This is a genomic window from Candidatus Gastranaerophilales bacterium, from assembly GCA_028693235.1.
Taxonomy (GTDB): Bacteria; Cyanobacteriota; Vampirovibrionia; order Gastranaerophilales; family Gastranaerophilaceae; genus JAQUVW01.
The window spans coordinates 124,868-146,786 of the sequence record JAQUVW010000001.1; the positions used below are offsets into that span (position 1 = coordinate 124,868).

Annotated in this window: 20 protein-coding genes; 14 read left to right on the forward strand and 6 right to left on the reverse strand. The window is 34.8% G+C overall.

Annotated elements, in window-relative coordinates:
- Window positions 1-2: 2 nt before the first annotated feature.
- The gene (locus PHV37_00645) at window positions 3-269 is read right to left on the reverse strand and encodes a glutaredoxin domain-containing protein (GenBank protein MDD3236588.1); all 267 of its coding nucleotides are present in this window, start codon (window positions 267-269) and stop codon (window positions 3-5) included.
- Window positions 270-391: 122 nt separating this feature from the next.
- Window positions 392-1,162: a tetratricopeptide repeat protein gene (locus PHV37_00650; GenBank protein ID MDD3236589.1), complete on the reverse strand. Its 771-nt coding sequence runs from the start codon at window positions 1,160-1,162 to the stop codon at window positions 392-394.
- Between the two features lie 50 nt (window positions 1,163-1,212).
- Here PHV37_00650 and PHV37_00655 point away from each other — a divergent pair, with 50 nt between their 5' ends.
- Entirely contained in the window at window positions 1,213-1,968 is a 756-nt protein-coding gene (locus PHV37_00655) for a YebC/PmpR family DNA-binding transcriptional regulator (protein ID MDD3236590.1), read from the forward strand.
- Here the strand turns inward: PHV37_00655 and PHV37_00660 are convergent, their stop codons facing one another.
- Complete coding sequence (locus tag PHV37_00660; GenBank protein ID MDD3236591.1) at window positions 1,969-2,271, reverse strand: hypothetical protein; 303 nt, start codon at window positions 2,269-2,271, stop codon at window positions 1,969-1,971.
- 99 nt (window positions 2,272-2,370) lie between these two features.
- Between PHV37_00660 and PHV37_00665 the strand changes: the two genes are divergently transcribed.
- Window positions 2,371-3,234 (forward strand): tetratricopeptide repeat protein, encoded by an 864-nt coding sequence (locus PHV37_00665; protein MDD3236592.1) that lies wholly within the window; start codon window positions 2,371-2,373, stop codon window positions 3,232-3,234.
- A 63-nt stretch (window positions 3,235-3,297) separates the two neighbouring features.
- On the opposite strand, the gene PHV37_00670 is transcribed toward PHV37_00665, so the two are convergent.
- On the reverse strand, window positions 3,298-5,397 hold the full coding sequence (locus PHV37_00670; protein MDD3236593.1) for an S-layer homology domain-containing protein: 2,100 nt from the start codon (window positions 5,395-5,397) through the stop codon (window positions 3,298-3,300).
- A 238-nt stretch (window positions 5,398-5,635) separates the two neighbouring features.
- Here PHV37_00670 and PHV37_00675 point away from each other — a divergent pair, with 238 nt between their 5' ends.
- The 5 genes from PHV37_00675 (at window position 5,636) to PHV37_00695 (ending at window position 10,973) form a co-directional block, all read left to right on the forward strand.
- The gene (locus PHV37_00675; GenBank protein MDD3236594.1) at window positions 5,636-6,937 is read left to right on the forward strand and encodes a hypothetical protein; all 1,302 of its coding nucleotides are present in this window, start codon (window positions 5,636-5,638) and stop codon (window positions 6,935-6,937) included.
- Between the two features lie 70 nt (window positions 6,938-7,007).
- A complete protein-coding gene (locus PHV37_00680; GenBank protein ID MDD3236595.1) occupies window positions 7,008-8,264 on the forward strand; it encodes a 3-isopropylmalate dehydratase large subunit in 1,257 nt (418 codons plus the stop codon).
- 21 nt (window positions 8,265-8,285) lie between these two features.
- The gene (locus tag PHV37_00685) at window positions 8,286-8,786 is read left to right on the forward strand and encodes a 3-isopropylmalate dehydratase small subunit (GenBank protein ID MDD3236596.1); all 501 of its coding nucleotides are present in this window, start codon (window positions 8,286-8,288) and stop codon (window positions 8,784-8,786) included.
- 142 nt (window positions 8,787-8,928) lie between these two features.
- Window positions 8,929-9,063 (forward strand): hypothetical protein, encoded by a 135-nt coding sequence (locus PHV37_00690; protein ID MDD3236597.1) that lies wholly within the window; start codon window positions 8,929-8,931, stop codon window positions 9,061-9,063.
- Window positions 9,064-9,095: 32 nt separating this feature from the next.
- Entirely contained in the window at window positions 9,096-10,973 is a 1,878-nt protein-coding gene (locus tag PHV37_00695) for a diguanylate cyclase (protein ID MDD3236598.1), read from the forward strand.
- A 68-nt stretch (window positions 10,974-11,041) separates the two neighbouring features.
- Here PHV37_00695 and PHV37_00700 read toward each other — a convergent pair whose 3' ends face one another.
- On the reverse strand, window positions 11,042-12,835 hold the full coding sequence (locus tag PHV37_00700; GenBank protein ID MDD3236599.1) for a sugar phosphate nucleotidyltransferase: 1,794 nt from the start codon (window positions 12,833-12,835) through the stop codon (window positions 11,042-11,044).
- Between the two features lie 198 nt (window positions 12,836-13,033).
- Here PHV37_00700 and PHV37_00705 point away from each other — a divergent pair, with 198 nt between their 5' ends.
- Together PHV37_00705 and PHV37_00710 are read left to right on the forward strand one after the other, a co-directional pair.
- Window positions 13,034-13,435: a hypothetical protein gene (locus PHV37_00705; GenBank protein MDD3236600.1), complete on the forward strand. Its 402-nt coding sequence runs from the start codon at window positions 13,034-13,036 to the stop codon at window positions 13,433-13,435.
- A gap of 107 nt (window positions 13,436-13,542) precedes the next feature.
- Window positions 13,543-15,093, forward strand: coding sequence for a hypothetical protein (locus PHV37_00710; GenBank protein MDD3236601.1), 1,551 nt, complete (start codon window positions 13,543-13,545; stop codon window positions 15,091-15,093).
- A gap of 46 nt (window positions 15,094-15,139) precedes the next feature.
- On the opposite strand, the gene ilvC is transcribed toward PHV37_00710, so the two are convergent.
- Complete coding sequence (gene ilvC, locus PHV37_00715) at window positions 15,140-16,177, reverse strand: ketol-acid reductoisomerase (protein MDD3236602.1); 1,038 nt, start codon at window positions 16,175-16,177, stop codon at window positions 15,140-15,142.
- Between the two features lie 148 nt (window positions 16,178-16,325).
- Here ilvC and PHV37_00720 point away from each other — a divergent pair, with 148 nt between their 5' ends.
- Genes PHV37_00720 through PHV37_00740 form a run of 5 tightly spaced genes read left to right on the forward strand, consistent with a single transcriptional unit; the run spans window position 16,326 to window position 21,918 of the window.
- Window positions 16,326-17,150, forward strand: a complete 825-nt coding sequence (locus tag PHV37_00720) for an alpha/beta fold hydrolase (GenBank protein ID MDD3236603.1) — start codon at window positions 16,326-16,328, stop codon at window positions 17,148-17,150.
- Between the two features lie 32 nt (window positions 17,151-17,182).
- Complete coding sequence (locus tag PHV37_00725; protein ID MDD3236604.1) at window positions 17,183-18,274, forward strand: hypothetical protein; 1,092 nt, start codon at window positions 17,183-17,185, stop codon at window positions 18,272-18,274.
- A 15-nt stretch (window positions 18,275-18,289) separates the two neighbouring features.
- Entirely contained in the window at window positions 18,290-19,792 is a 1,503-nt protein-coding gene (locus tag PHV37_00730) for a hypothetical protein (GenBank protein ID MDD3236605.1), read from the forward strand.
- Window positions 19,793-19,846: 54 nt separating this feature from the next.
- On the forward strand, window positions 19,847-20,815 hold the full coding sequence (locus PHV37_00735) for an ABC transporter permease (protein MDD3236606.1): 969 nt from the start codon (window positions 19,847-19,849) through the stop codon (window positions 20,813-20,815).
- Window positions 20,815-21,918 (forward strand): ABC transporter permease, encoded by a 1,104-nt coding sequence (locus PHV37_00740; protein ID MDD3236607.1) that lies wholly within the window; start codon window positions 20,815-20,817, stop codon window positions 21,916-21,918. Before PHV37_00735 ends, PHV37_00740 begins: the two co-directional genes overlap by 1 nt.
- The last annotated feature ends 1 nt before the right edge of the window (window position 21,919 follow it).

Below are 21,919 nucleotides of genomic sequence, written 5' to 3' on the forward strand. Positions count from 1 at the left end.
TTTTAATCTTTCAATAATTCAAAAAGTTTTTTATCTTCTACTAATTTTTTTAAATTATCATACCCTCCTATACGTTTTTTCCCGATAAATATTTGAGGAACCGTGACCCTACCTTCAATGCTATAGGTTTCACCAATCATTTTCCTTTCTTCAATTTCATTATCGGTTATATCAACATCAGTAAAAGGGATATCTAAAGAAGTTAGTAACTCCTTTGCTTTTGAACAATAGGGACAATAGTCCACGGTATAAATTTTTACTTTTTTCATAACAACCCCTTTGTTAAATAGATATTATAATTATTAATGATTTAAAGAATTTTTTAATTAGACAAAAGCACAATGTTCCGTGGTAATTGTGCTTTAAATCCTTTTTATGTAAAGGTGAAATATTATTTGATACGGGATAAAAGAGATGTGATTTCGTTTTTTTCTTCGTCCGGCAAATCAAAATTTACATAGTCATTAAGATATTCTTTTGCGTCTTCTTTTTCCCCTCGGGCTAAAAATAAAATGCCGAGTTTTTTATAAGAAGGGTGAAAATCGCTATTTACAGAAATCGCTTTTAAGTGGTTTGAAATAGCTTTGTCAATATTATCATTCGCTTCATAAGCCAATGCTGCTTGGTAGTATATCAATTCATTATTATCGATTTTATCTAAAATTTGTTCATAATGAGAAATTGCACTGTCATAATTTCCGAGGGTAAATTCAATGTATCCCAAGTCCCAAAATGCGTCAGTATTTTCCGGAGATAAATCCAAAATCTCATTGAGCTGGTCAATAGCCAAGTCGTATCTGGAATCTTCTTGATAAATTCTTGCAAGATAATGCTTTAACACAATGTTTTCGGGCATAAGCGTGACTGCATTTTCAAGCATATTCATGATGTCGACAAGACGTTTTTGCTTGTAAAAGATATCAGCGAGGTTTATATAGGTTTGAACCATCGAATTATCAAGCTGCAAGGCTTTTTCATAGTATTCGATAGCCTTTTCGTCTTCAGCTAATTTTGCATAACATAAACCGATATTATTAAGAATATAAGGGTTGTTTTCGTCTTCAGCCAATGCTGCTTCAAAGTCAACAATAGCAGCTTTAAAGTCTTGCTTTTTGAAATTATCTAAAGCATTTTTTACATTTTGAGTCATTTCATTTTTCATATATTTATATTACAATAAATGTGCACAATATCAATAGAGGAAATAACTATATGTCAGGACACTCAAAGTGGTCAACAATAAAACACAAAAAAGCAAAAATTGATGCCCAAAGAGGGGTTGCTTTTCAAAAATTTTCAAGAGAATTAATAGTTGCGGCAAAATTAGGTGGTGGAGACCCTGCTTCTAATTTTCGTTTGCGGACTGCAATAGATAGAGCGAAGCAAGCAGGTCTTCCAAATGATAATATTAAACGTGCTATAGAAAAAGGTGCGGGCAGTGCCGGTGCTGATAACTACGAAGAATTAACCTACGAAGGCTATGGTGCAGGTGGTACAGCTATAATCGTCGAAGCGATGACGGATAATCGTAACAGAACAGCTGGAGATTTGAGAAGCTATTTTACAAAATTCAACGGAAACTTGGGTGAAAACGGTTGCGTTGGTTGGATGTTCAAACAAGTAGGACTTATTACGTTTGAAAAAGAAGTCGATTTTGATGCTTTGTTTGAAGCTGCTATCGAAGCTGATGCCCAAGACGTTATCGAAGAAGATGACGAATACAAAGTTATTACCGCTGTTCCTGATTTTCAATCTTGCGTTGAAACTCTTGAAGCGTCAGGTTTTAAATCACAGTCTGCTGAATTGACAAGACTTCCTGAAAATTCAATTGATGTTACAGATGAAAAAACTGCAATAAATATTCTTCGACTTATGGACAAACTTGAAGAACATGATGATGTTCAAAATGTTTATTCAAACTTTGAAATCGATGATGAATTGGCTGAAAAAATTGCCGATAAAATCTAATTATAATTGAAAAGTTATAGTCGAATAAATAAACATTGAACAAAACAAAATAAAACTTATAGCTAACCAACACAACATTACGGGGTGTTGGTTTGTTATTAGTTCGCATAACAAACTTTTTGGAAGCAATTCTTTTGAGTTGCTGTCAGCAAAACACATAGAAACAGGGCTTCTGCTGATTGTGGAAGACATAAGGTCTGAGGTTTTTATATTCAAATTATTTTTATATATTCTGTTAATAGTATTTTGCATATTATTTTCTCCTGATATCATTTTACAAATCCATCCGTGTTTAGTAATCATTTATCTGAGGGATTATAAACAAATAATAATTAAAAAAACAACTTGACGAAATATGCAAAATAAGATAATATTACGCTTAGAAAGAAACGGTTTGTATTGATGAACATCGGAATCATTATTTTAGTCGGAATTGCCACAATAATAGTCATTTTCGCCGGTTTGCTTTTATATAAAAAAATTCATAGATTTGAAAACCTTTATGGTGAAGGTATGAAAGAACTTGAAGCCAAAAATTATGCTAAAGCCAGAGATATCTTTTTGGAAATAGCAAAAAAGCATCCTGTGTGTCAAGAATCATTGCATCGATTGGGGATTATTTCATTTTATTTAGGTGATTATGAGGCTGCTGAATTGTATTTTGCTCAAGCTGCAAAAAATAGAAACGGGTGTCATATTGATTTGTATAATACCGCTCTTTCTTCGCAGATGAAAGGTGAGCTTGATATAGCAAAAAAATTATACGAAAAAACCATTGAGGTTCAAGCTGACGACACAGATGCCATATATAATATGGGAATTATTGAGTATAATCAAAAATCTTATAATGAAGCTTTACAACACTTTTTAAGAGTAGACAAATTCGACCCCGACAAGCCTATTGTTTTGTATTATATTGCAAGATGCCAAGAATTTTTAAACGTGAATAATGACCAAAATCTTCAACAAGAAATAACTGAAATGTATGAAAAAATTATGGATGAAAAAGGTTTGCCAAAAGATTTTTTCGTAACGGTTGCTTATTCCTTTGCAAAATTGGGCAATGTTAAAAAAACATTGATATTGCTTGATAAAGCATTAGCTGTTGAACCTGAGAATGCAAAATGTTATAAATTGAGTGCTCTGACCGATTTGGTTCAGCTTAAGCGAGATAATGCAAAACATAACATATTAATTGCAGTAGATTTAGATCCTGAAGATAACGAAGCTAAAAAGTTGTTGGATTATATAAATCTTTTATATTAACGGAATAAATAAAAAGGGGTCGCATTTCTGCAGCCCCCTTTTTGAAAGAAAGAAGATTGTCTGTTATTTTTGAGTGTGACAACCGAATGCGATTGTAACTTTTTCTTTCGGATTGATAGAAGATACTTTCATACCTTTAGGGTCGACCAAGTAGGTGAGCTCGTCACCTGTATATTGGAACAATCCCATAGTTCCTGATAAAGCAGTTCTCGTAACGTCAACAGGAGCGGTAACGATTTGTTTTCCGACATCTTGGTAGCTTCTGCCGGCAGCACGGAATTGACCAGTGAATAATTCGCCAGTAGCTACGCCGACTCCGTTAATAGTATTGTCAACAGCGTTGCTGGCACTGATTATTGCTCCACCTACTGTTCTTCCTACGTCACCCAATAAACCACCTGTCCAAGTGAATGGGAATTCAATGGCACGCATAAAGCCGTTTGGTTTTTTGATTTGGTTTACTTGAGCTGTAAGAATTTGGTTAGGCAAGTCTGCTTTGCAATCGCCGTTTTGGATAGTGTTGAATGAAAGTCTTAAAGCACCTTGACAGTTTTTAGTAGGTCTGACGACTTCAAGAACTTTACCTCTAACCATAGAACCTGCAGGGTAGCATACGCCGTCAATAGTTACTTCATCTATTGTTTTTGCGGCAAATTGGTCGCCAACGTGAGCAGATTTTGAGTTGATTTCATCGCTGAAGCAAAGTTGAAGGGTCGGAACTTTTGTAATTGATTCTTTTTCCATATAAGCAGCAGCTCCGGTGCAACCACAATCACCTGTAGAAGCAACATCATCTTTGCTGTAGCCGAGGGCTACTCTTACGTTTTCAAGCATGTTCGCAATTTCTGCACGACTTGCGTCTTTGTTTGGCGAAATCATGTTTGGTTGAGGTGAATCGGCCATTGCACCAACTTCAAGAGCTTTAGCGATAGGTATTTTAGCCCAGCTTGGAACGGAATCGCCGTCACAATATTGGCTTAGGATTTGACCAGCTTTGCAATCGTCCATCGGGCAGTTGATACCTTTAGAAAGAATTGTGAAAGCTTCGGCTCTGTTTAAAGGTTCATTCGGCTTGAATAAATCATTCGGATAACCGCACATCATGCCGTTTGAAACAGCTTTGTTGATGGTTTTGTTAGCCCAGAAGTTTTCAGGTACATCTTTGAATACTTTTTCAGGGCAAGTCATTTTGTCGTTCAAGTTTAAGCCTTTTACAATCATGGTAGCCATTTCAGCTCTTGATACAGGAAGGTTTGGTTTGAACGTTCTGTCAGGGTAGCCGGCGATAATGCTGTTTTCTGCAAGTTTGTTGATATCGCAACCAGCCCAGAAACCGCTTGGAACGTCGTCAAATGAGCTTACAAGAGGTACTGCAGCTCCTGTTGGAGTTGAAACTTCAAAAGGAACTAATGATTTTTGTAATACTTCAACGCTGGAATTTGTGTGGATTTGAACAGGACAGCAGGAGCCATCAATGTTCATTGGATTTCTATCTACAGAAATGCCGTTAGCACAAGGTGCGTTGTTCATACAAGGGATAGGTGATGCTGCACCTGTTGTTGCACCTGATTGACAACCGCATTCACTGTTTGCGACAGGAATACCGCTAGGTGAGCAAGCTGTAGCTTGAGCGTCGTCACCTAGAAACAATCCGTTGTTTCGTTCGCCGATAACTTGATTGTCGCCATAGATAGCGTTTGGATAAGCGTAAACTTGTTGTTTAAATTTTTGTCCGTTATCAGGCTGCGGGCAAACTGCACAAGCAGGCGGTGAAGGTTGCGGACATTGTTGCATTTGCGGACAAGGATCAGCGGGCGGGCAAGGACAAGCCGCTCCTGTCATATTGTCGTCGCAAGGTGTTTGTGCCTTTTCACAAGGGTCGCATTCGCATGGATCGCAATCGCATGGTGCTGCGGCTTTCTCGCAAGGGTCACATGAGTCGCATGAAGGTTTCGGGCAAGAACAACTGTTGGTATCTTGCAAACAGCTTGGGCAAGTTGCCGTTTGTGGTGTCACAGGAGTAGGGCAACCGGACAAAGGGCAAGCTGCCAGAGTGCTTGAAGATGCATCCGTTGTTAAATCTTCCGTAAAACCTGCATAACTTGTGCTTGCCAAAAGTCCAATGGACAATGCTACGGCAAGCGTAAATTTGTTGATAGTCATATTTTTCCTCCTTGTATAAGAAGATGTTACAGGCGGGCATCTTCTTATTTTTCCCTATTAACATTTACAAGTTTGTATGTATGAATTATGAGGGTTAAAGCATCTTTTAATCATTACCAAAAATGCTTATCCTCACGGGCTATTCAAAAAGTTTATATATCTTTAAAAATGATTTATTTGTGCGAAAATGTTGTATAATATCGAGATAGACTACATAGTATTGAAATGGTAGAAAATTATGGGAAAAATTTACATCGTTGATGTCACTAACCGAGATGGCGTACAAACCTCAAGATTAGGTTTGTCTAAATTACAAAAAACAATAATAAATTTAATGTTGGAAGATATGGGAATTACTCAATCAGAGTTTGGATTTCCGACTACAAAACATGAATTGAATTATCTTAACGGTAATTTGCAATTGGTTGACAGAGGAGTCATTAGGACTACAAAATTGTCAGGTTGGATGAGGGCTATGCCTTCTGATGTCTTGGTTTCTTTTCAGAATGTTCCGAGATTGCAGTATGCTAATTTGTCCCAATCAACTTCTGAACAAATGATTCAGGGTAAATATCAAGGCAAAAAAACTAAAGAAGATATTTTGGCGATGACTCTTGAAGCTGTTGATGCGGCGGTCACTTGCGGGGCTAAAATTATCGGCGTTAATGCGGAAGATGCTTCTCGTAGTGATATTGAATTCTTGATTAAATATGCAAAAGAATGTAAAAAACACGGTGCTCATAGGTTTAGATATTGCGACACACTTGGGTATGATGACCCTAAAACTGCTTATGACCGAGTCTATAGAATAGCAAAAGAAGCCCAAATGGATATTGAACTCCATTTTCACAATGATTTAGGAATGGGCGTTGCTTGTTCTGTTATGGGTGCGAAAGCTGCTGTTGACGCAGGTGTTAATGCTTATATTAATACTGCTGTAAACGGAATGGGCGAAAGAGCCGGAAACGCAGATTTGGTTTCTTGTATTTTGGCTGTTGTGAAATCAAGCGGTTTCGGGGGTAAATATCAGCTTGATGAAAAAATTAACTTGTCTAAAGCGTGGAAACTTGCTAAATACGCTTCTTTTGCGTTTGGAGTTCCAATTCCTATCAATCAGCCTGCCGTAGGTGATAATGCCTTTGCACATGAATCAGGAATTCATGCAGACGGTGCTTTAAAAGACAGACGTAATTACGAACTTTATGATTTTGAAGAATTGGGTCGTGGTGAACCTGAACTTATTGAAACAGGTAGAATGATTACCGTTGGTGAATATGGCGGAATTAAAGGATTTAGAAATGTTTATCAAGGTTTAGAACTTGAATTTCATGATGAAGATGAAGCCAGAAATATCTTGGAATTGGCTCGTTATGCTAACGTGCATACGCAATTACCTTTGACTCACAGTGAGCTCAAGTTCATCTATTATTATCCTGATGTTGCGGCTAAAATAATGACCGTGACTCCTTATTATGTTCCGACAGGTGAACTTAAAAAACGTATGGATGGCGGTGCTGTTGGAGCAGACTCCATTGTCTAAAAGATAAAATTTTCGGGCACATTTATTGTGCCTTATTGTTAATAATAGTTAGTTATGAGGATATAGTAAAATGGGACAAACTTTAGTTGAGAAGATTATATCTCGCCATGCAGGTCACGATGTTAAGCCTGGTGAGCTATGTATAGCAAAGATTGATGTTGCTGCGGTTCAAGACGGAACAGGCCCTTTGATGGTTCAAGAATTTAAAAAATTGGGTAAAAAAGAGCTTGCTAATCCAAGCCGTTCAATTTTGTTTATTGACCATGCTTGCCCGAGCCCCAGGAAAGAACTTTCAAATTCGCATATGGTTTTGAGAGAATTTGCTAAAGAATATGGTGCGGTTTTGTCTGAGGGCGGAACCGGTGTTTGCCACCAACGCTTAGTTGAAGATTATGTAAATCCTGCTGAAATATTAGTCGGAGCAGACTCTCACACTTGTACTTCAGGTGCATTGGGTGCTTTTTCTACAGGCATGGGGTCTACTGATATTGCAGTTGCTATGGGGCTTGGAAAAACTTGGTTAAAAGTGCCTGCAACATTCAAAATTAAAGTAGAGGGTAATTTTCAAAAAAATGTGTATGCAAAAGACTTGATTTTGCATCTTATCGGTACGATTGGTGCTGATGGTGCTACCTATAAGGCTTTAGAGTTCTCAGGTTCAACTATTGAAAACATGACAATGGCAGATAGATTTACTCTTGCAAATATGGCTGTTGAAGCAGGTGCAAAATGTGGACTATTCGCTACTGATGAAAAGACGAAAGCTTATTTAAAAGAACGTGGTAGAGAAGACAAATTTGTTGAGTTGAAGCCTGATGCAGACGCAGTTTATGAAAAAGTTATAGAAATTGATGCTTCAAAAATTAAACCCACAGTTTCATGCCCACATACAGTTGATAATACAAAATTAGCAGCTGAATTAGGTGACGTTAAAGTTCAACAAGTTTATATCGGAACTTGCACAAACGGCAGAATTGAAGATTTGAGGGTCGCTGCTGATATCTTAAAGGGTAAAAAAATTGCTGATGATTTAAGGCTAATCGTAACTCCAGCCTCAAGAGATGTTTTGAAACAGGCGTTAAAAGAAGGCTTAATTGATGTTTTTGTAGATTCAGGTGCTTCTGTTTGTGCCCCGGGTTGCGGACCTTGTGTTGGCGTACATGGAGGGATTTTGGGTGACGGTGAAGTTTGTTTGGCTACTCAAAACAGAAATTTCCAAGGAAGAATGGGTAATACAAACGGATTTATCTATCTTGCATCGCCTGCAACTGCTGCTTGTACAGCTTTAAAAGGTTATATTGCAGACCCTCAACTAGAATTAGCATAGATTACAAAGGAGAAAATAAAAATGACTTTAGAAGGAAAAGCATGGAAATTTCCTGACAATATATCAACTGACCATATTGCACCTGGACGCTTGTTCCACTTGCGTTCTAATCTTCCGGAACTGGCAAAACACGTTTTGGAAGATGCAGATGCTGAATTTGCTTCAAAAATGAGCAAAGGCGATTTCGTTGTTGCCGGCAATAATTTTGGGCTCGGTTCATCAAGAGAACACGCTCCTCAAATTATTAAAATTGCAGGTGTAAGTGCAGTTATTGCCAAATCTTTTGCCCGCATTTTCTACAGAAATGCCATAAATATCGGGTTGTTGCTTCTTGAAGCTGATACTGACAAAATTGATGCAGGCGATGAGCTCCAAGTGGACATAAAATCAGGCGTAATCAAAGATTTAACCAAAAATATTGAATTATCTTTTACTCCGCTTCCTGATGTTATGATAAAACTACTCCAAGATGGCGGTTTGATTGAACATATCAAAAAAAATGGTGATTTTAAATTAGTCTAAAAAGTGTATAGAATAAGCATTTCTCATACTTTTATTGGATGGTTTAGTCCTCTAAAATTCACCTTTAGGTTGATGTTTTAATCACTAAATTTTGCGACAATAAACTCGTTCGAGAGAAATTATTTAAGAGAGTTTTACCTCAATGAATTTAAATGAGAAATGTTTATTAGACTATCTGCAAAATCCTGATGAGCTTGCAAATTTGACGGCAATTTTAGAAGAGAACATTAATTTTATTAAAAATTCAATTGTAAATAATGTTGCCCCTTCTACCTAATTAGTATAAGTAGTATGAGTTTTGGATTGGTTATGAAAAAAATAATATCTTTTTTGAAAAAGAATAAAGCCATTATTTTTCAATGGTTTTTGTTTGCTTTTATGCTTTTAATTGTTATGGTTGTTTTCAATAAAACAAGCACAAAAAATTTCTTTTTGTCTATGGAATTAAAATCATTTGATTTAAGGCAAATGATTATCGCAGAACATAAAAAAACCAACAAAGATATAGTTATCGTGACAGTTGACGATGCAAGTTATGAGTATTTGCTAAATCATTATGGAGAATGGCCAGTCCCAAGAGGCGTTTATGCTGATTTCGTAAATTATGTCGAGGCTCAAAAACCTACTGTTGTGGCATTTGATTTGTTGTTTTTGAAATCTTTCAGAAGCTCAATAGAAAGTGACCGCCAGTTAGTAAAAGTGTTCAAAAAATATGACAATTTATACACGGCGATGAATTTTGATGACCAACCTATTGAAATAAGAACGCCTGTAGAACTTCCTGCTAAATTAAAATCAAATGTGAAAATAGAATCGCCAATTTTCCGGCCTTATGTTTTCCAAAATTGCCGCTCAATCATGAACGACATAATGTCCGTTACTTCCAATATCGGTCAGATTAATACTGTAAAATCAGATGACGGCGTAAATAGATTGGCTCCATTGATTGTCGGTTATCCTGAGTATGACAGGGCTGCTTTAAAATCAGGTGAAATGAAACCAATTAAAACAGATTTATATCCCTATATGACTTTGAAAGTTGCTCAAAGATATTTAAAAGACAAAGAAGGCATTGATACTGATAAATTGGTTGTTGATAAAGATAATAATCTCTTGATGGGCAATCGTAAAATACCAATGTTTCCTGATTCTCAAGTCGTTTTGAATTGGTATGGTGAAAGCGGGCTTAAGGCAAATAAAACTTTTACATATGTTCCTTTTTGGAAAGTGTTAGAAACAATGAACGGCAATACTCACAATTCTTTGCCTAAGGATTATTTCAAAGGAAAAGTCGTTTATTTCGGCACAAGCGTTGTTTCTTTGTCTGATATCAAAGTTGTCCCAACAGAAAAGTATCTTCCCGGTGTTGAGCTCCATGCTACATTGTTGAATAATATAATAGACAATTCTATAATCAAAGCATTTTCACCCACTTTTAATATTGCAATCACAATGGTTGTGTCTGTTTTGGTCGGGCTTGTTGTCTATTTTACAGCTTCAATATTTACCTCATTGCTCGCAGCAATGGCGATAATCCTTACATATTTAGTAATCGCAACTTACGGAATGTATTATTTTAACATTTGGCTATGGGTTGCATCTCCTATCGGAGGTTCTATATTGGCATTTATACTTGCTTATATCGTCAAGTATATAGTTAAATCAAGAGATTTTGAATATACATACAAGCTTGCAACCACTGATGGTTTGACAGAGCTTTACAATCATAGATTTTTCCAAGAACAAATGATTATGAATATTGATTATTCAAAACGTTCAGGACAAAAGTTTTCTTTGATTTTGATTGATATCGATTTCTTTAAAAAGTTTAATGATACTTATGGGCATCAAGCCGGTGATGCTGTTTTAAAACAAGTTGCCCAAACTTTGAAAAAAACAGTTAGAAGCTCTGATATAGTTTGCCGTTACGGCGGTGAGGAAATGTCAATAATTCTGCGTGATACGGATAAAGAAGAAGCAAAAATTACCGCTCAGAAAGTATGCGATGCTGTTGCTAACAGAATGTTTAAGCTTGGACCTAATTTAGAAAGACATGTTACGATTAGTTTAGGCGTTTCGACTTATCCGGAGAACGGTATTACCCCAACAGAGCTTATAGAATTTGCAGATAAAGGTTTATATTCTGCTAAAGAAAATGGTAGAAACCAAGTAGGTTGTATAGATTAGCATAAAACCATTGAAAAGAGAGCCCCTTATTTCTAAGGAGCTCTCTCTTAAGTTTATTAAGGTATCATCTATTCAGCTACGAAAATGTTACCTTTAGCAATTGTTACGCCAAGTTCGTTTTTGAAGTTTTCAAAATCGCCTCTAGCTTTATCTGATTGGAATACGATGCTGTTTTTAGAGTCAACGTTTTTATCAAAGTCTTTCAAGATAAATTCAGGTACGCCATAGAATTTATTTTCAGTTCCTGTGCCTTTTGTTTTTGTTTCGTGGGCAACATCTTTGATAACTTTCAAATATGCTTCAGCAGTTCCGATATCATCCCAGAATGCAAGTTGTCCGTCAGCTCTTTGAAGTGGAACTGTATAAACTTTCATCGGTTTGCCGTCTTCTGTCAACAATTTACCTTCGTTACAAAGATTAACGATTTTAGGCATTACGTTAGCACCCAAACCAGCTTTTTCTTTGCTGTCACGTAAAACTTGAACAGCTTCTTTGCTCATAAGGTACATGCCCGGGTTAGCTAAGAATTTGTCGCCGTTAGGGTCTTTTGCTGTTTGAGCTTGAACGAATTCTTCCATTGCTGCTTCATATTCTTCATCAGAGTTGAAAGAAGCAGGTTCAGGTGATTTGTCAGTATATTTAGGTTTTTCAACGAATGCTTTGATTTGAGCTCTGCCTTCATCATCTGTTTCAACACCGAGTAAGCCGAAAGATTTAGCTCTATTAGCGTCAACAGGGTAATATGGAATAATTAGAGCTGCTTCCGGATATTCTTTTAATGCGTGGTAAGCTCTTGTAATATCTGCGTTTGTGAAGATATCAGCGTTTAGTACGATTAAATCTTTATCAGGAGAAATTACATCTTTTTCAATTCCTTCAGCCAAAGCACCGCCATCAGATTTATATTTTCCGACGTGTTTAACGTTGTCGCCGTCGATTTCACCGTTTTGGCTCAAGTAAGTTATATTATCTTTGCCGTGACCTTCGATTATTCCTGCAGAAGCTGCCATGTTCAATGATGTTCCGATAATTCTGCATTCGTTAGCTGTTGGAAGGATGTATGAGGGTTTGTTTTCTTTATCTCTTGTAAGGTTGTATAATCTTTCACCGAAGCCACCGGCAGGGATTGCTAAAGTAGGTTCATTTGCTACTACATCATCAACGTAGGCTCCTTTAGTCATTTTGTCAGGGATATCAGAACCCAAATATAAATCTACTGCATTTTGAGTTCTTGGTTCTTTATTTAATGTTGAAATTGCAACATTTCCCTTAAATGCAATTCCGTTGTTGCGGACGATTTGTTCTGTTTTTCCATCAGGTGAATATATTTTTCCCGGCATTACAAGGCTAAAATCGTCTGTTTGAATTTCACTGCCTGCAAGCATCTTTAATTTTGTGTCGCCTAAAGACGGATGTTTAACAGTAACTTCAGGCATGAATTTACCTTGTTTATAAGTTAATTGAGGAATTTCTGCTTCGTTTTTAACTGTTGCGATAAACAAGTTTTGTTTTGTGTCGTTTGTGATTGTATATTGAGTTGTTTCTTTGCCAACTCTTTTTCTTACATTTAGCCCGTTTGCATTTAAGTGTTTTTTACCTTCAGGCATGTCAGTCAATCCGATGTGCAAATTGTTATCTAACTTTGTAATGTCGTCAATTCTTATTTCTTTATCTCCGATATATTTTGAAATATCAGCACCTTTAAAATTCATCAAATATGAATTTGCACCAGGCATTTGGTTCAAGTTCACTTCTTTTTGTGGAGCTTGAGGAGTTTGGGGTTGAGGAGCTTGTGTTTGCTCGTTTTTAATTGCTTTTACATTGTCATTAATGTTTTGTACAGCTGAAATTCTCATAGTCATTCTTTCCAATCTTATCTAAATTTTAACTAATAATAAACACGTTACGTTTAATATTAAAATCGGACAAAAATAAAAGTGCTATATTTGTTAATAAATGTAACAAAAACTATACAATATTGGACATTTTCCTAAAGGTAGTTAAAAACAATACCGATAAGTAATATGTGAGCAAACACGAAAATAGATTAGGAGTATTAGATGGCAAACAATATCAACCCGATTAACATTAACACAAATGCTGTTAATTATTCACAAATCTCACAATATGAGAAAAAAGATGGAGCAGTAAAAGATTCCGAAAAGAAAGCACAACCGCAAGTAGATAAAAAAGATGTTGCAGCTAGTGATGTGCTAAATTATATGGCGGCTCAAAATATTGATATTCAGCCTGCCAAAGTTCAACGTACCCTTGATGTTTCAAAATATGTTTCTAAAGACCAAGCAGATAGAATTGCGGGTTTTGTTCAAGGTTTTGAAGCTGAAGTTGAAAAAGGATTGTTGAACTTTAATAAAGAATTTCCTCAAGCAGGGGTTTCTGATGATGTCAAAATGAATTTGGCAGTTGAAATGTTCAACCGTAACAATATGCAAAACGCATAGAATTTTCATCGAAACGTAAAAAGATTAATACTCCTCCGACTCCATATTATTGTTTGTTATTTTTTCAAGCCGCCTAGAGCGGCTTTTATTTATGTTAAAATTGTGACGTGAATAAGAAAAATATTTATATATTTATAGCTTTTTTAATATTTGGCGGAATTGTCAGCGTGTCACTTGGTCTTGGAAACTCTGAATATGATATGCTTAATTATCATTTCTATAGCCCGTTTGCTCTGCTGACAAATCGAATTGGCTATGATATTTTTCCCGCAGGAGTCAGGTCTTATTTTAATCCAATAGCTGATATTCCTTTTTATTATTTGGTTAAATATTTTAATAATTATCCTTATTTCATAGCATTTATACAAGGTCTTTATTATGGTTTCTTCTGTTTTGTTGTATATTTACTTTCAAAATTGTATTTTCGGTCGAAATTTTTATGTTGCTTGAGTGTATTTTTTGCAGGCTCAAGCATGTTGTTGTTGGCAATGACAGGTTGCAGTTTTATAGATATTCAATTGTCGGCTTTAATTCTTTTAGGGTTTTATTTTTTAGTTAAAAATATTCATCAAGAAAAAAACTTTATATTTTCGGGGCTTTCTATGGGAATTGCATTAGGGCTCAAGTTAGCTTTTTTTCCTTATATTTTAGCTGTTTTATTTATTCTTTTTATCTTGCGAAAGAAGATTGGGTTTAAAAATATAATTACTTTTTTGATATCTTTTTCAATCCCGTTTCTTTTATTAGGTGGAAGCTGGATGGCATATATATGGATTAAGTTCCATAATCCATTTTTTCCTTGTTTTAACGGAGTATTTAACTCAGAATATTATTCGACTAATACTGTTTATAGCCAGATTTACGATGAATATAAAGATAAATCTGCTATTTTGAACTTTTTAAAGTTTCCGATAAAATTTTCGAAAAGTGGTTTATGGAATAATTGGATGTTCTATAATTTAACAGATTTTAAATTTTTAACCGCATGTATTTGTTCTGTTCTTTTTATATTTTTTAAAAAAGGATTTCGTTCTAAGTTTTTAGTGGCATTTTGGTTGATTTCATATATATTGTGCGTTGTTAGTTTTTCTTATTATAGATTTTTTATTCCTTTATTAGGTTTGTCAGGAATAATTGTTTTGAAATCTTGTAGTGCAATCTTTCAAAAATATCATAAAGAAAATTATTTCAAGCCATTCATAATTGTTTTGTTTGTTTTGTTAACAGTTACGTTGAGTTTTCCTCTTTATCCAGAGAGGGACAGAGCTTCAACAAAATTTTTATTTGTGAATGATGCCCATATTGAATCAAATTCATTGGTATTATTGGGAAGTGAATCTACGTCTTTTATTATTCCTTTTCAAAATCCTAAGGCTAGATATGTCAATATGATAATTCCAAAAGATATAAAATTAGAAAAAACATGTTGGGAACCTGTTTTTTATGTCTATTCTGATTATTATGAAAAAAGGATAAGAGAGTATGCAAAATTTGCTCCTCATGTTTATTTTATATATCGGGCTTCTAATACTCTTGTTGACAGGTCTTTATACGAAAAGTGTCTGAACTTTTACGGGGTTAATATAGATTTTACAAAATCCACATATATAGCAGAAGTTCCGGGAGGGCATATTTTTTATATAGTAAAACTAAAATAAAAAGGGAAGCTTTTGACTTCCCTTTTTTATTAGAAATATAAAGTTATTAGTTTTTATTTCTATCAATAATTTGGTCTTTACCACCCCAAGAGAACATAGAACGAAGTTCTTGACCGACTTTTTCAAGTTGATGTTCTTCGCCTTCTTTTCTCATTTTGTTGAAGTTAGGGTAGCCGGCTTTGCATTCATTGACAAATTCGTCAGCGAAAGTACCGTCTTGAATTTCACCCAAGATTTTTTTCATTTCAGCTTTAGATTCTTTTGTGATAACTCTAGGTCCTCTAGTGAAGTCGCCGTATTCAGCAGTGTTAGAGATGGAATATCTCATATCAGAGATGCCGCCTTGGAAAATTAAATCAACAATCAATTTCATTTCGTGTTGGCATTCAAAGTAAGCCATATATGGTGAGTAACCGGCTTCAACTAAAGTTTCAAAACCTGCTTTAATAAGAGCAGAAACGCCGCCACAAAGAACAGCTTGTTCGCCGAACAGGTCAGTTTCAGTTTCTTCTCTGAAAGTAGTTTCGATAATACCTGAACGTCCGCCACCGATACAAGAAGCATAAGCAAGAGCGACTTCTTTAGCATCGCCTGAAGGGTTTTGTTCAACAGCGATTAAACAAGGAACGCCTCTGCCGACTTGGTATTCGTGTCTAACAGTGTGTCCCGGGCCTTTTGGTGCAACCATGATAACGTTGACATCAGCAGATGGAACGATTTTTTTATAGTGGATATTGAAACCGTGAGCAAACATCAAATATTTGCCGGCTGTCAAATTAGGTTTGATTTCTTTTTCATAAACCTCAGCTTGAGTTTCATCAGGGATAAGAACTTGGATAACATCAGCCCATTTTACAGCTTCTGCAATAGGCATAACTTTAAGTCCTTCGCCTTCAGCTTTTTTAGCTGATTTGCTACCGGGTCTTAGTCCGATAACAACTTCACAGCCTGAATCTCTCAGGTTATTAGATTGACCGTAACCTTGTGAACCGTATCCGATTACTGCCACTTTCTTTGATAAAATTTTGTCTTGGTCGATTTCTTTGTCTGTGTAAATTTTTAGATTTTTTGTTGCTTCGGTCATATGTATTCTCCTTTACTTAAACCTCACGGCTATTTTATCACAAATAATGCCATTATTTGCAAATTTTGTTATAATCTTAACTATGGACGCTATTTTGTATGTTTTTTTCATTTTTACAAAGGTAATTTACATAATTTTGCATGTTTTTATGCCTAAAAACGGATTTTTTTGGAAAAAACTCAAGTTAAAAATTGAAAATCGATTAATATTTTCGCCCAGAGGCGGGAGAAGATATCCTGTTTTGCCTACATTAAAGAAAAAGATTGAGATAAAAAGGCTTATAACGAATGATTGCGTGAAGTTGCATATATGGTTTGTTTCGCCTAGTGATGACTATCCTGTTGTTGTTTTTTGTCATGGTAAGTCTGAAAGTATTACAAAGTGGCAAAATGTTTTGTTGTTCCTTGAAGAAATGGGCTACGGTGTTTTGATGCTTTCATATAGAGGGCATTATAAAAGTGCGGGGCTTCCTTCTGAGGCGGGGCTTTATAGTGATGCTGATGCTGCAGTAGAGTTTTTGAAATCCAAGGGTGTAAAAGAGCATGAAATCATTTTTTGGGGACGTTCATTGGGCTCGGCGGTCGCTTGTGAGATGGCTGTAAGGTACAATCTGGGGGCTGTTATTTTAGAAAGTGCAATACTTGATATGCCGTCTGCTTCTTTAGAAATGTGTCGATTTTATTTGCAAAGAAAGCATTTACGTCTTACAGAGTTTGTGCTGACGGATTTAATGAAACGGTTGGATTTTATTCAAAAATTCGATAATTATCGAAAGCTCCAAAAAATAAAATGCCCGATTTTGCTTTTACATTCAAAAAATGATTTGAAAGTTCCTTATAAAACAGCGATAAAATTAAGTAAAACAAACCCGAATATCGAATTCTTTTTATGTGAAGATGGTTCGCATCAGTCGAATGGTTGGTGTTTTAATAAAATTAAAAATTTCTTATCTTCTTTAACTTTAAAAATCTAGCAATAATTTTTTTGTTTGTTGTTCAGATAGATATGAATATATCACTTGCTCCCGTATCTTTATATAATAATATAAATAAATCAAGAAGCCTTACCTTTAAAGGTTATACCGATACATCTACGGTTTCTGACAGGGGGCATAATTATGATTCTTTTTGTATTCATGAGACTTATTTTTTTCGTAACATCGAAACTATGAATTTTGTATCAGATTTTATTAAAAAAAATTATCCAAACGGCACAAATATTGCAGAATTTGCTTCTTCTACAGGCGAGGAGGCTTATACTCTTGCGATGTTGTTAAAAGATAAAAACAAGGATAAAAAATACAAAATATTTGGTTATGACATATCTCCTAAAGTAGTAAAAAATATGGATTCACATTTGTATGAAATTACTTCAAATGATATGGAATCTTTTTTGGTGTCAGATAGTAGAATGAAAAGTCCTGAAGAAAAAAGTTTTAGGGATATCTTTCATGATAGTTTTGAGAAAATTCCAAAAAATTGGCAACTTGAAAACGCAAGTCCTGCATTTGTGTCAAAATTGTTGAAAAAATTGTCAAAAACTGATTCAGAAGATGAGCAACGAGCAATAAAATATCATTTGTCATACCTTAATGTTCCTCCTCAATATAAGTGGAATGACTATTACGTACCTAAAAAAGATGAATTTAAGGATGTAATCTCATTTGAAGAAAAGGATATCAGTGACGTAGGTACAAGTTTTCATTTACCTAAAAATACTAATATTTTGTTTTTTAAAAATGCGTTTTATCACCTGATGAAAGATTACAGCGGATATGATGATTTGAAAGATATGAGCCAAGTCTGTAACGTATGCAAAAATATAAACAAAGAACTTCCAAAAGGCGGATTGATGGTTATAGGTGCATTACAGCGTGATCATAGGTATAATAATCAAGCCCCGAGGTTTATAATTCAAGAAGGTAAGAAAATACCTGTTTTTGATGAGTCTAATTTTCACCAAACATTAAAGGATAATGGCTTTAAGCCCGTTTTTTATGAGCAAATCAGAGATTCAATGGGCAATACCATAAAAAATGGAGTTTATTTACCTTCAGTTTGGCAAAAAACGGATAATATTGATTATAAAAAAGAATAATAGTAAAATTTAGGAATGTTAAATCAATATCAAAAATATTTTAAAATTATAAATATTATTGTTTTTCTAATTTTTACTCTTGTTATAACTTATGTATTATGGTGGGATATATATAATTGGGATGACTTTGTGCAATGTTTTTTCTTTGATAAATCATTGAAAGACATTATATTGGAATCTGACCAAGGAAAATACATCAGTTGGATTGTTATGAAAACAGTTGTTGACGGGGTTAGCTTTTTATTCCATATCCACCCTCAAGACAACTGGTTTGGGGCGGTATTCAGAGGATTTGATTTTGCGTTGTTGAGCTTTTTGCTTGCAAAAATATTTTATATAAAAAATGAAAAAACTCCTGTAAATCCTGTTATATTTTTATTATCTTTTGTTTTTGTGATATCAATGGTTTTCAATGTTGATTATAGCGTATTTTATATCTATAATCAGCATTTCGCTTATGTTTTTAATGTAATTATTTTTATGATTATATTATTGTTTTTTGCGAATTATTATATTAATGACAAAATCCCAAAAGGTCGGGAAATAATCTCTTGTACATTATTGGCGTTTTTAATGGGCTTGTCGGCTCATTTTAATATTATTCTTTCTATAGGAATTTTAAGTGTAGTCTTTGTTGCTTTCTTCTGTAAAAACAAATTCAAAAAAGAAATATTAAATCAAAAGGTAGAAAAAGGTATATTATTCCCATTGTATGCTTTTTTAATAAGTTGTTTTGTTGCGTTTTTCAACCCCTCATTTCTGGCTATTGGTGCTGATAGATTGGCTCATTACAATGGCTTTCAAGATGCTTTCAGTGAGGCTTGTCTGTTTTTGTTAGAGGTATTAAAGGTTTTATTTTGTAATCGGGTTAATCTGTTTCTCATAATCATCGGGCTGTTAATATTCTTGATAGTTGGCTTTATAACCATTAAAAACAAGGATGAAAAAATTATAAAAACGCTTCAACTCGGGTTGGGTATATATTTAGGTATTATAATTTTTTTGTTGTCCTTATATTCTTGTGGTAGAACGTATTATGATTCAAAGTCATTTTGGCTTACGAGTCCTGAAATTCATTTGCTGGTATCGTTATTTCTATCTATAGCTGATGTCATTTTTATTTCTACGATATCCGAAAAATTTATCAAACCGATTCCGCTTACTTTGATTTTCTTATTATCAAATTTCGTAATTATAAATTATACGCCGTTGTTCTTTTCAACTCATGATTTTTATTATCTGGACAGAAGAATAATGTATGTAATAGAAAAAAGTGCTCTTTTTTACGCAAATTCTAAAACGGGTACAACTTATATTCCTGAAAATAACTTTATACTTTATGACTATACAGACATAGGCTTTTTTAAAAAAATATCAGAATACTCAGGGTGTAAAGTGAACAAATTTGTATATATTCCCCAAAAAGAATTTTATAAAAAAGCTAGAAAAGATGGTTTAGTATTTACTCAAACAGAGCTAAACGAGTTGAAGTTTACATCTTTAATAAAAAATAGATAACAATTGATAAAATGTATAATTGGCAAAATTCAAGAAATAGACTAAACTTGTCTTATGAATATTTTAACATATATAATTAAACGATTATTGCAAACGATACCTTTATTGTTGTTGGTATCGTTGATAAGTTTCTTTTTGATAAGGTTATCACCAGTTGACCCATTAGCAGAGTTGAAACTTAACCCTGCGATAACCCAAGAAACCTTGAATGCAGAAGTTCAAAGGCTGGGACTTGATAAACCGATAATTGTTCAATATGGATTGTGGTTAAAGAGCTTTCTAAAAGGTGATTTGGGCGTTTGCACCACAGGAGAAAAGGTTTCAGACAAACTCAAAGAGAGAATACCTAATACTCTTTTGTTGACCGGATTTGTTATTTTCTTTACATGGACAGTCGGGCTTCCTCTGGGGATTGTTGCTGCTTTGCATTGGAAAAAGCCTATAGATAGGGTTTTAACTATTTTAACAAGTATTGGAATGGCAATACCATCGTTCTTTTTTGCGTTATTATTGTTGATATTTGCCGTGAAAACAGGCTGGTTTCCTACGGGTGGGTTGACGAGTTTTAATCATTCTTCGATGACTCCGTTTGGCAAATTTTTCGATATAATTCATCATTTGGTTTTGCCCGTTGTTGTTTTGTTTACGATTTCATTATCCGGTCTGCAAAGGCAAATGCGAGGTAACTTGTTAGATGTTTTGGGCTCTGATTATGTAAAATTTGCACGTGCGAAAGGTTTGTCTGAGACAAAAGTTGTTTATAAACATGCGTTGAGAAATGCTATAAATCCCATGATTACGCTTTTGGGCTTTGAGTTTGCGTCATTGTTGAGTGGGGCGGCATTAACTGAGTATGTGTTTCAATACCCCGGGTTAGGTCGTTTGATTTTGGAAGCCGTTTTGAAATCTGATATAAATCTTGTAATGGCGTCTTTGATGATTGGTACGATTATGCTTGTTGTCGGCAATTTATTAGCGGATATATTGCTTAAATTTGTTGACCCGAGAGTGGAGGTTTCATAGTGACTGATACTCTTACTGTTAAATTCGATAAAAACGTGCAAGACAGCCTTGTTAAATCTGTTTTAAAAGACAAATTCGCAAGAGTTGCGTTTGTAATATTGGCAATTTTGTATTTGGGAATATTTTTAGCTGATTTTATTTCCCCATATTCAAAAGATTATTCCAATCGTCACATGGCATATTCTCCCCCCTCAAAGATATATATTATTGATGAAAACGGACATTTGTCATTACCTTATACCTACAATTATAAGCGAGAGTTTGATGCTCAAAATTTCAAGGTGAATTTTAAACCTGACCGTTCAAAAAAATATTATGTAAAATATTTTGCAAAAGGTGAGCCATATAAATTGTTTGGATTTATACCCTTTGACAGACATTTTTATAATGTTGAAAAGGGAGGTAATATCTACCTTTTGGGCACAGATATAAACGGCAGAGATAATTTTTCAAGACTATTGTATGGTGGGCGAATATCATTAACAATAGGCTTTTTGGCTTTGTTTGTGTCGTTTCCTTTAGGCATGTTGTATGGTGGAATATCCGGTTACTTTGGCGGAAAAACTGATTTTATTATGATGCGTGTAGCAGAGGCCATAATGTCAATTCCGAGTTTTTACTTGTTGATAATTTTAGCTTCCATTTTGCCTGCAAATATGACCAGCGTGCAACGATTTACATTGATAATATTAATATTGGCACTAATAGGTTGGGCGGGTTTTTCAAGAGTTGTGCGAGGAATGGTTCTTTCCATAAAAAAACAGGAATTTGTTCAAGCAACAGAATCTTTAGGTGCATCGAGATTGCGAATAATAATAAGGCATATTCTACCTCAAACGATAAGTTACGTTATAGTTGCTATGACGTTGTCTGTCCCGTCATATATATTGGCAGAATCAGGATTAAGCTTTTTGGGGCTTGGGATACAGCAACCTGACGCAAGCTGGGGAAATATGCTCAAAGAAGCACAAGAATTTACAAATATTATCTCAAGACCTTGGCTTTTAATGCCCGGTTTTTTGATTTTTTTAGCGGTCTTATCATTTAATTTAATTGGTGATACAATAAGAGATGTGTTGGACCCTAAAAGCAAAGTGAGATAAT

Excerpts from the sequence above, each read along its gene's own strand:
- PHV37_00735 (MDD3236606.1), top strand. The coding sequence starts at position 19,847 with ATGAATATTTTAACATATATAATTAAACGATTATTGCAAACGATACCT.
- PHV37_00645 (MDD3236588.1), bottom strand. The coding sequence starts at position 269 with ATGAAAAAAGTAAAAATTTATACCGTGGACTATTGTCCCTATTGTTCA.
- PHV37_00655 (MDD3236590.1), top strand. The coding sequence starts at position 1,213 with ATGTCAGGACACTCAAAGTGGTCAACAATAAAACACAAAAAAGCAAAA.
- PHV37_00665 (MDD3236592.1), top strand. The coding sequence starts at position 2,371 with ATGAACATCGGAATCATTATTTTAGTCGGAATTGCCACAATAATAGTC.
- PHV37_00660 (MDD3236591.1), bottom strand. The coding sequence starts at position 2,271 with ATGATTACTAAACACGGATGGATTTGTAAAATGATATCAGGAGAAAAT.
- PHV37_00670 (MDD3236593.1), bottom strand. The coding sequence starts at position 5,397 with ATGACTATCAACAAATTTACGCTTGCCGTAGCATTGTCCATTGGACTT.
- PHV37_00695 (MDD3236598.1), top strand. The coding sequence starts at position 9,096 with ATGAAAAAAATAATATCTTTTTTGAAAAAGAATAAAGCCATTATTTTT.
- PHV37_00690 (MDD3236597.1), top strand. The coding sequence starts at position 8,929 with ATGAATTTAAATGAGAAATGTTTATTAGACTATCTGCAAAATCCTGAT.
- PHV37_00705 (MDD3236600.1), top strand. The coding sequence starts at position 13,034 with ATGGCAAACAATATCAACCCGATTAACATTAACACAAATGCTGTTAAT.
- PHV37_00650 (MDD3236589.1), bottom strand. The coding sequence starts at position 1,162 with ATGAAAAATGAAATGACTCAAAATGTAAAAAATGCTTTAGATAATTTC.
- PHV37_00675 (MDD3236594.1), top strand. The coding sequence starts at position 5,636 with ATGGGAAAAATTTACATCGTTGATGTCACTAACCGAGATGGCGTACAA.
- PHV37_00680 (MDD3236595.1), top strand. The coding sequence starts at position 7,008 with ATGGGACAAACTTTAGTTGAGAAGATTATATCTCGCCATGCAGGTCAC.
- PHV37_00720 (MDD3236603.1), top strand. The coding sequence starts at position 16,326 with ATGCCTAAAAACGGATTTTTTTGGAAAAAACTCAAGTTAAAAATTGAA.
- PHV37_00725 (MDD3236604.1), top strand. The coding sequence starts at position 17,183 with ATGAATATATCACTTGCTCCCGTATCTTTATATAATAATATAAATAAA.
- PHV37_00685 (MDD3236596.1), top strand. The coding sequence starts at position 8,286 with ATGACTTTAGAAGGAAAAGCATGGAAATTTCCTGACAATATATCAACT.
- PHV37_00700 (MDD3236599.1), bottom strand. The coding sequence starts at position 12,835 with ATGACTATGAGAATTTCAGCTGTACAAAACATTAATGACAATGTAAAA.
- PHV37_00730 (MDD3236605.1), top strand. The coding sequence starts at position 18,290 with ATGTTAAATCAATATCAAAAATATTTTAAAATTATAAATATTATTGTT.
- ilvC (MDD3236602.1), bottom strand. The coding sequence starts at position 16,177 with ATGACCGAAGCAACAAAAAATCTAAAAATTTACACAGACAAAGAAATC.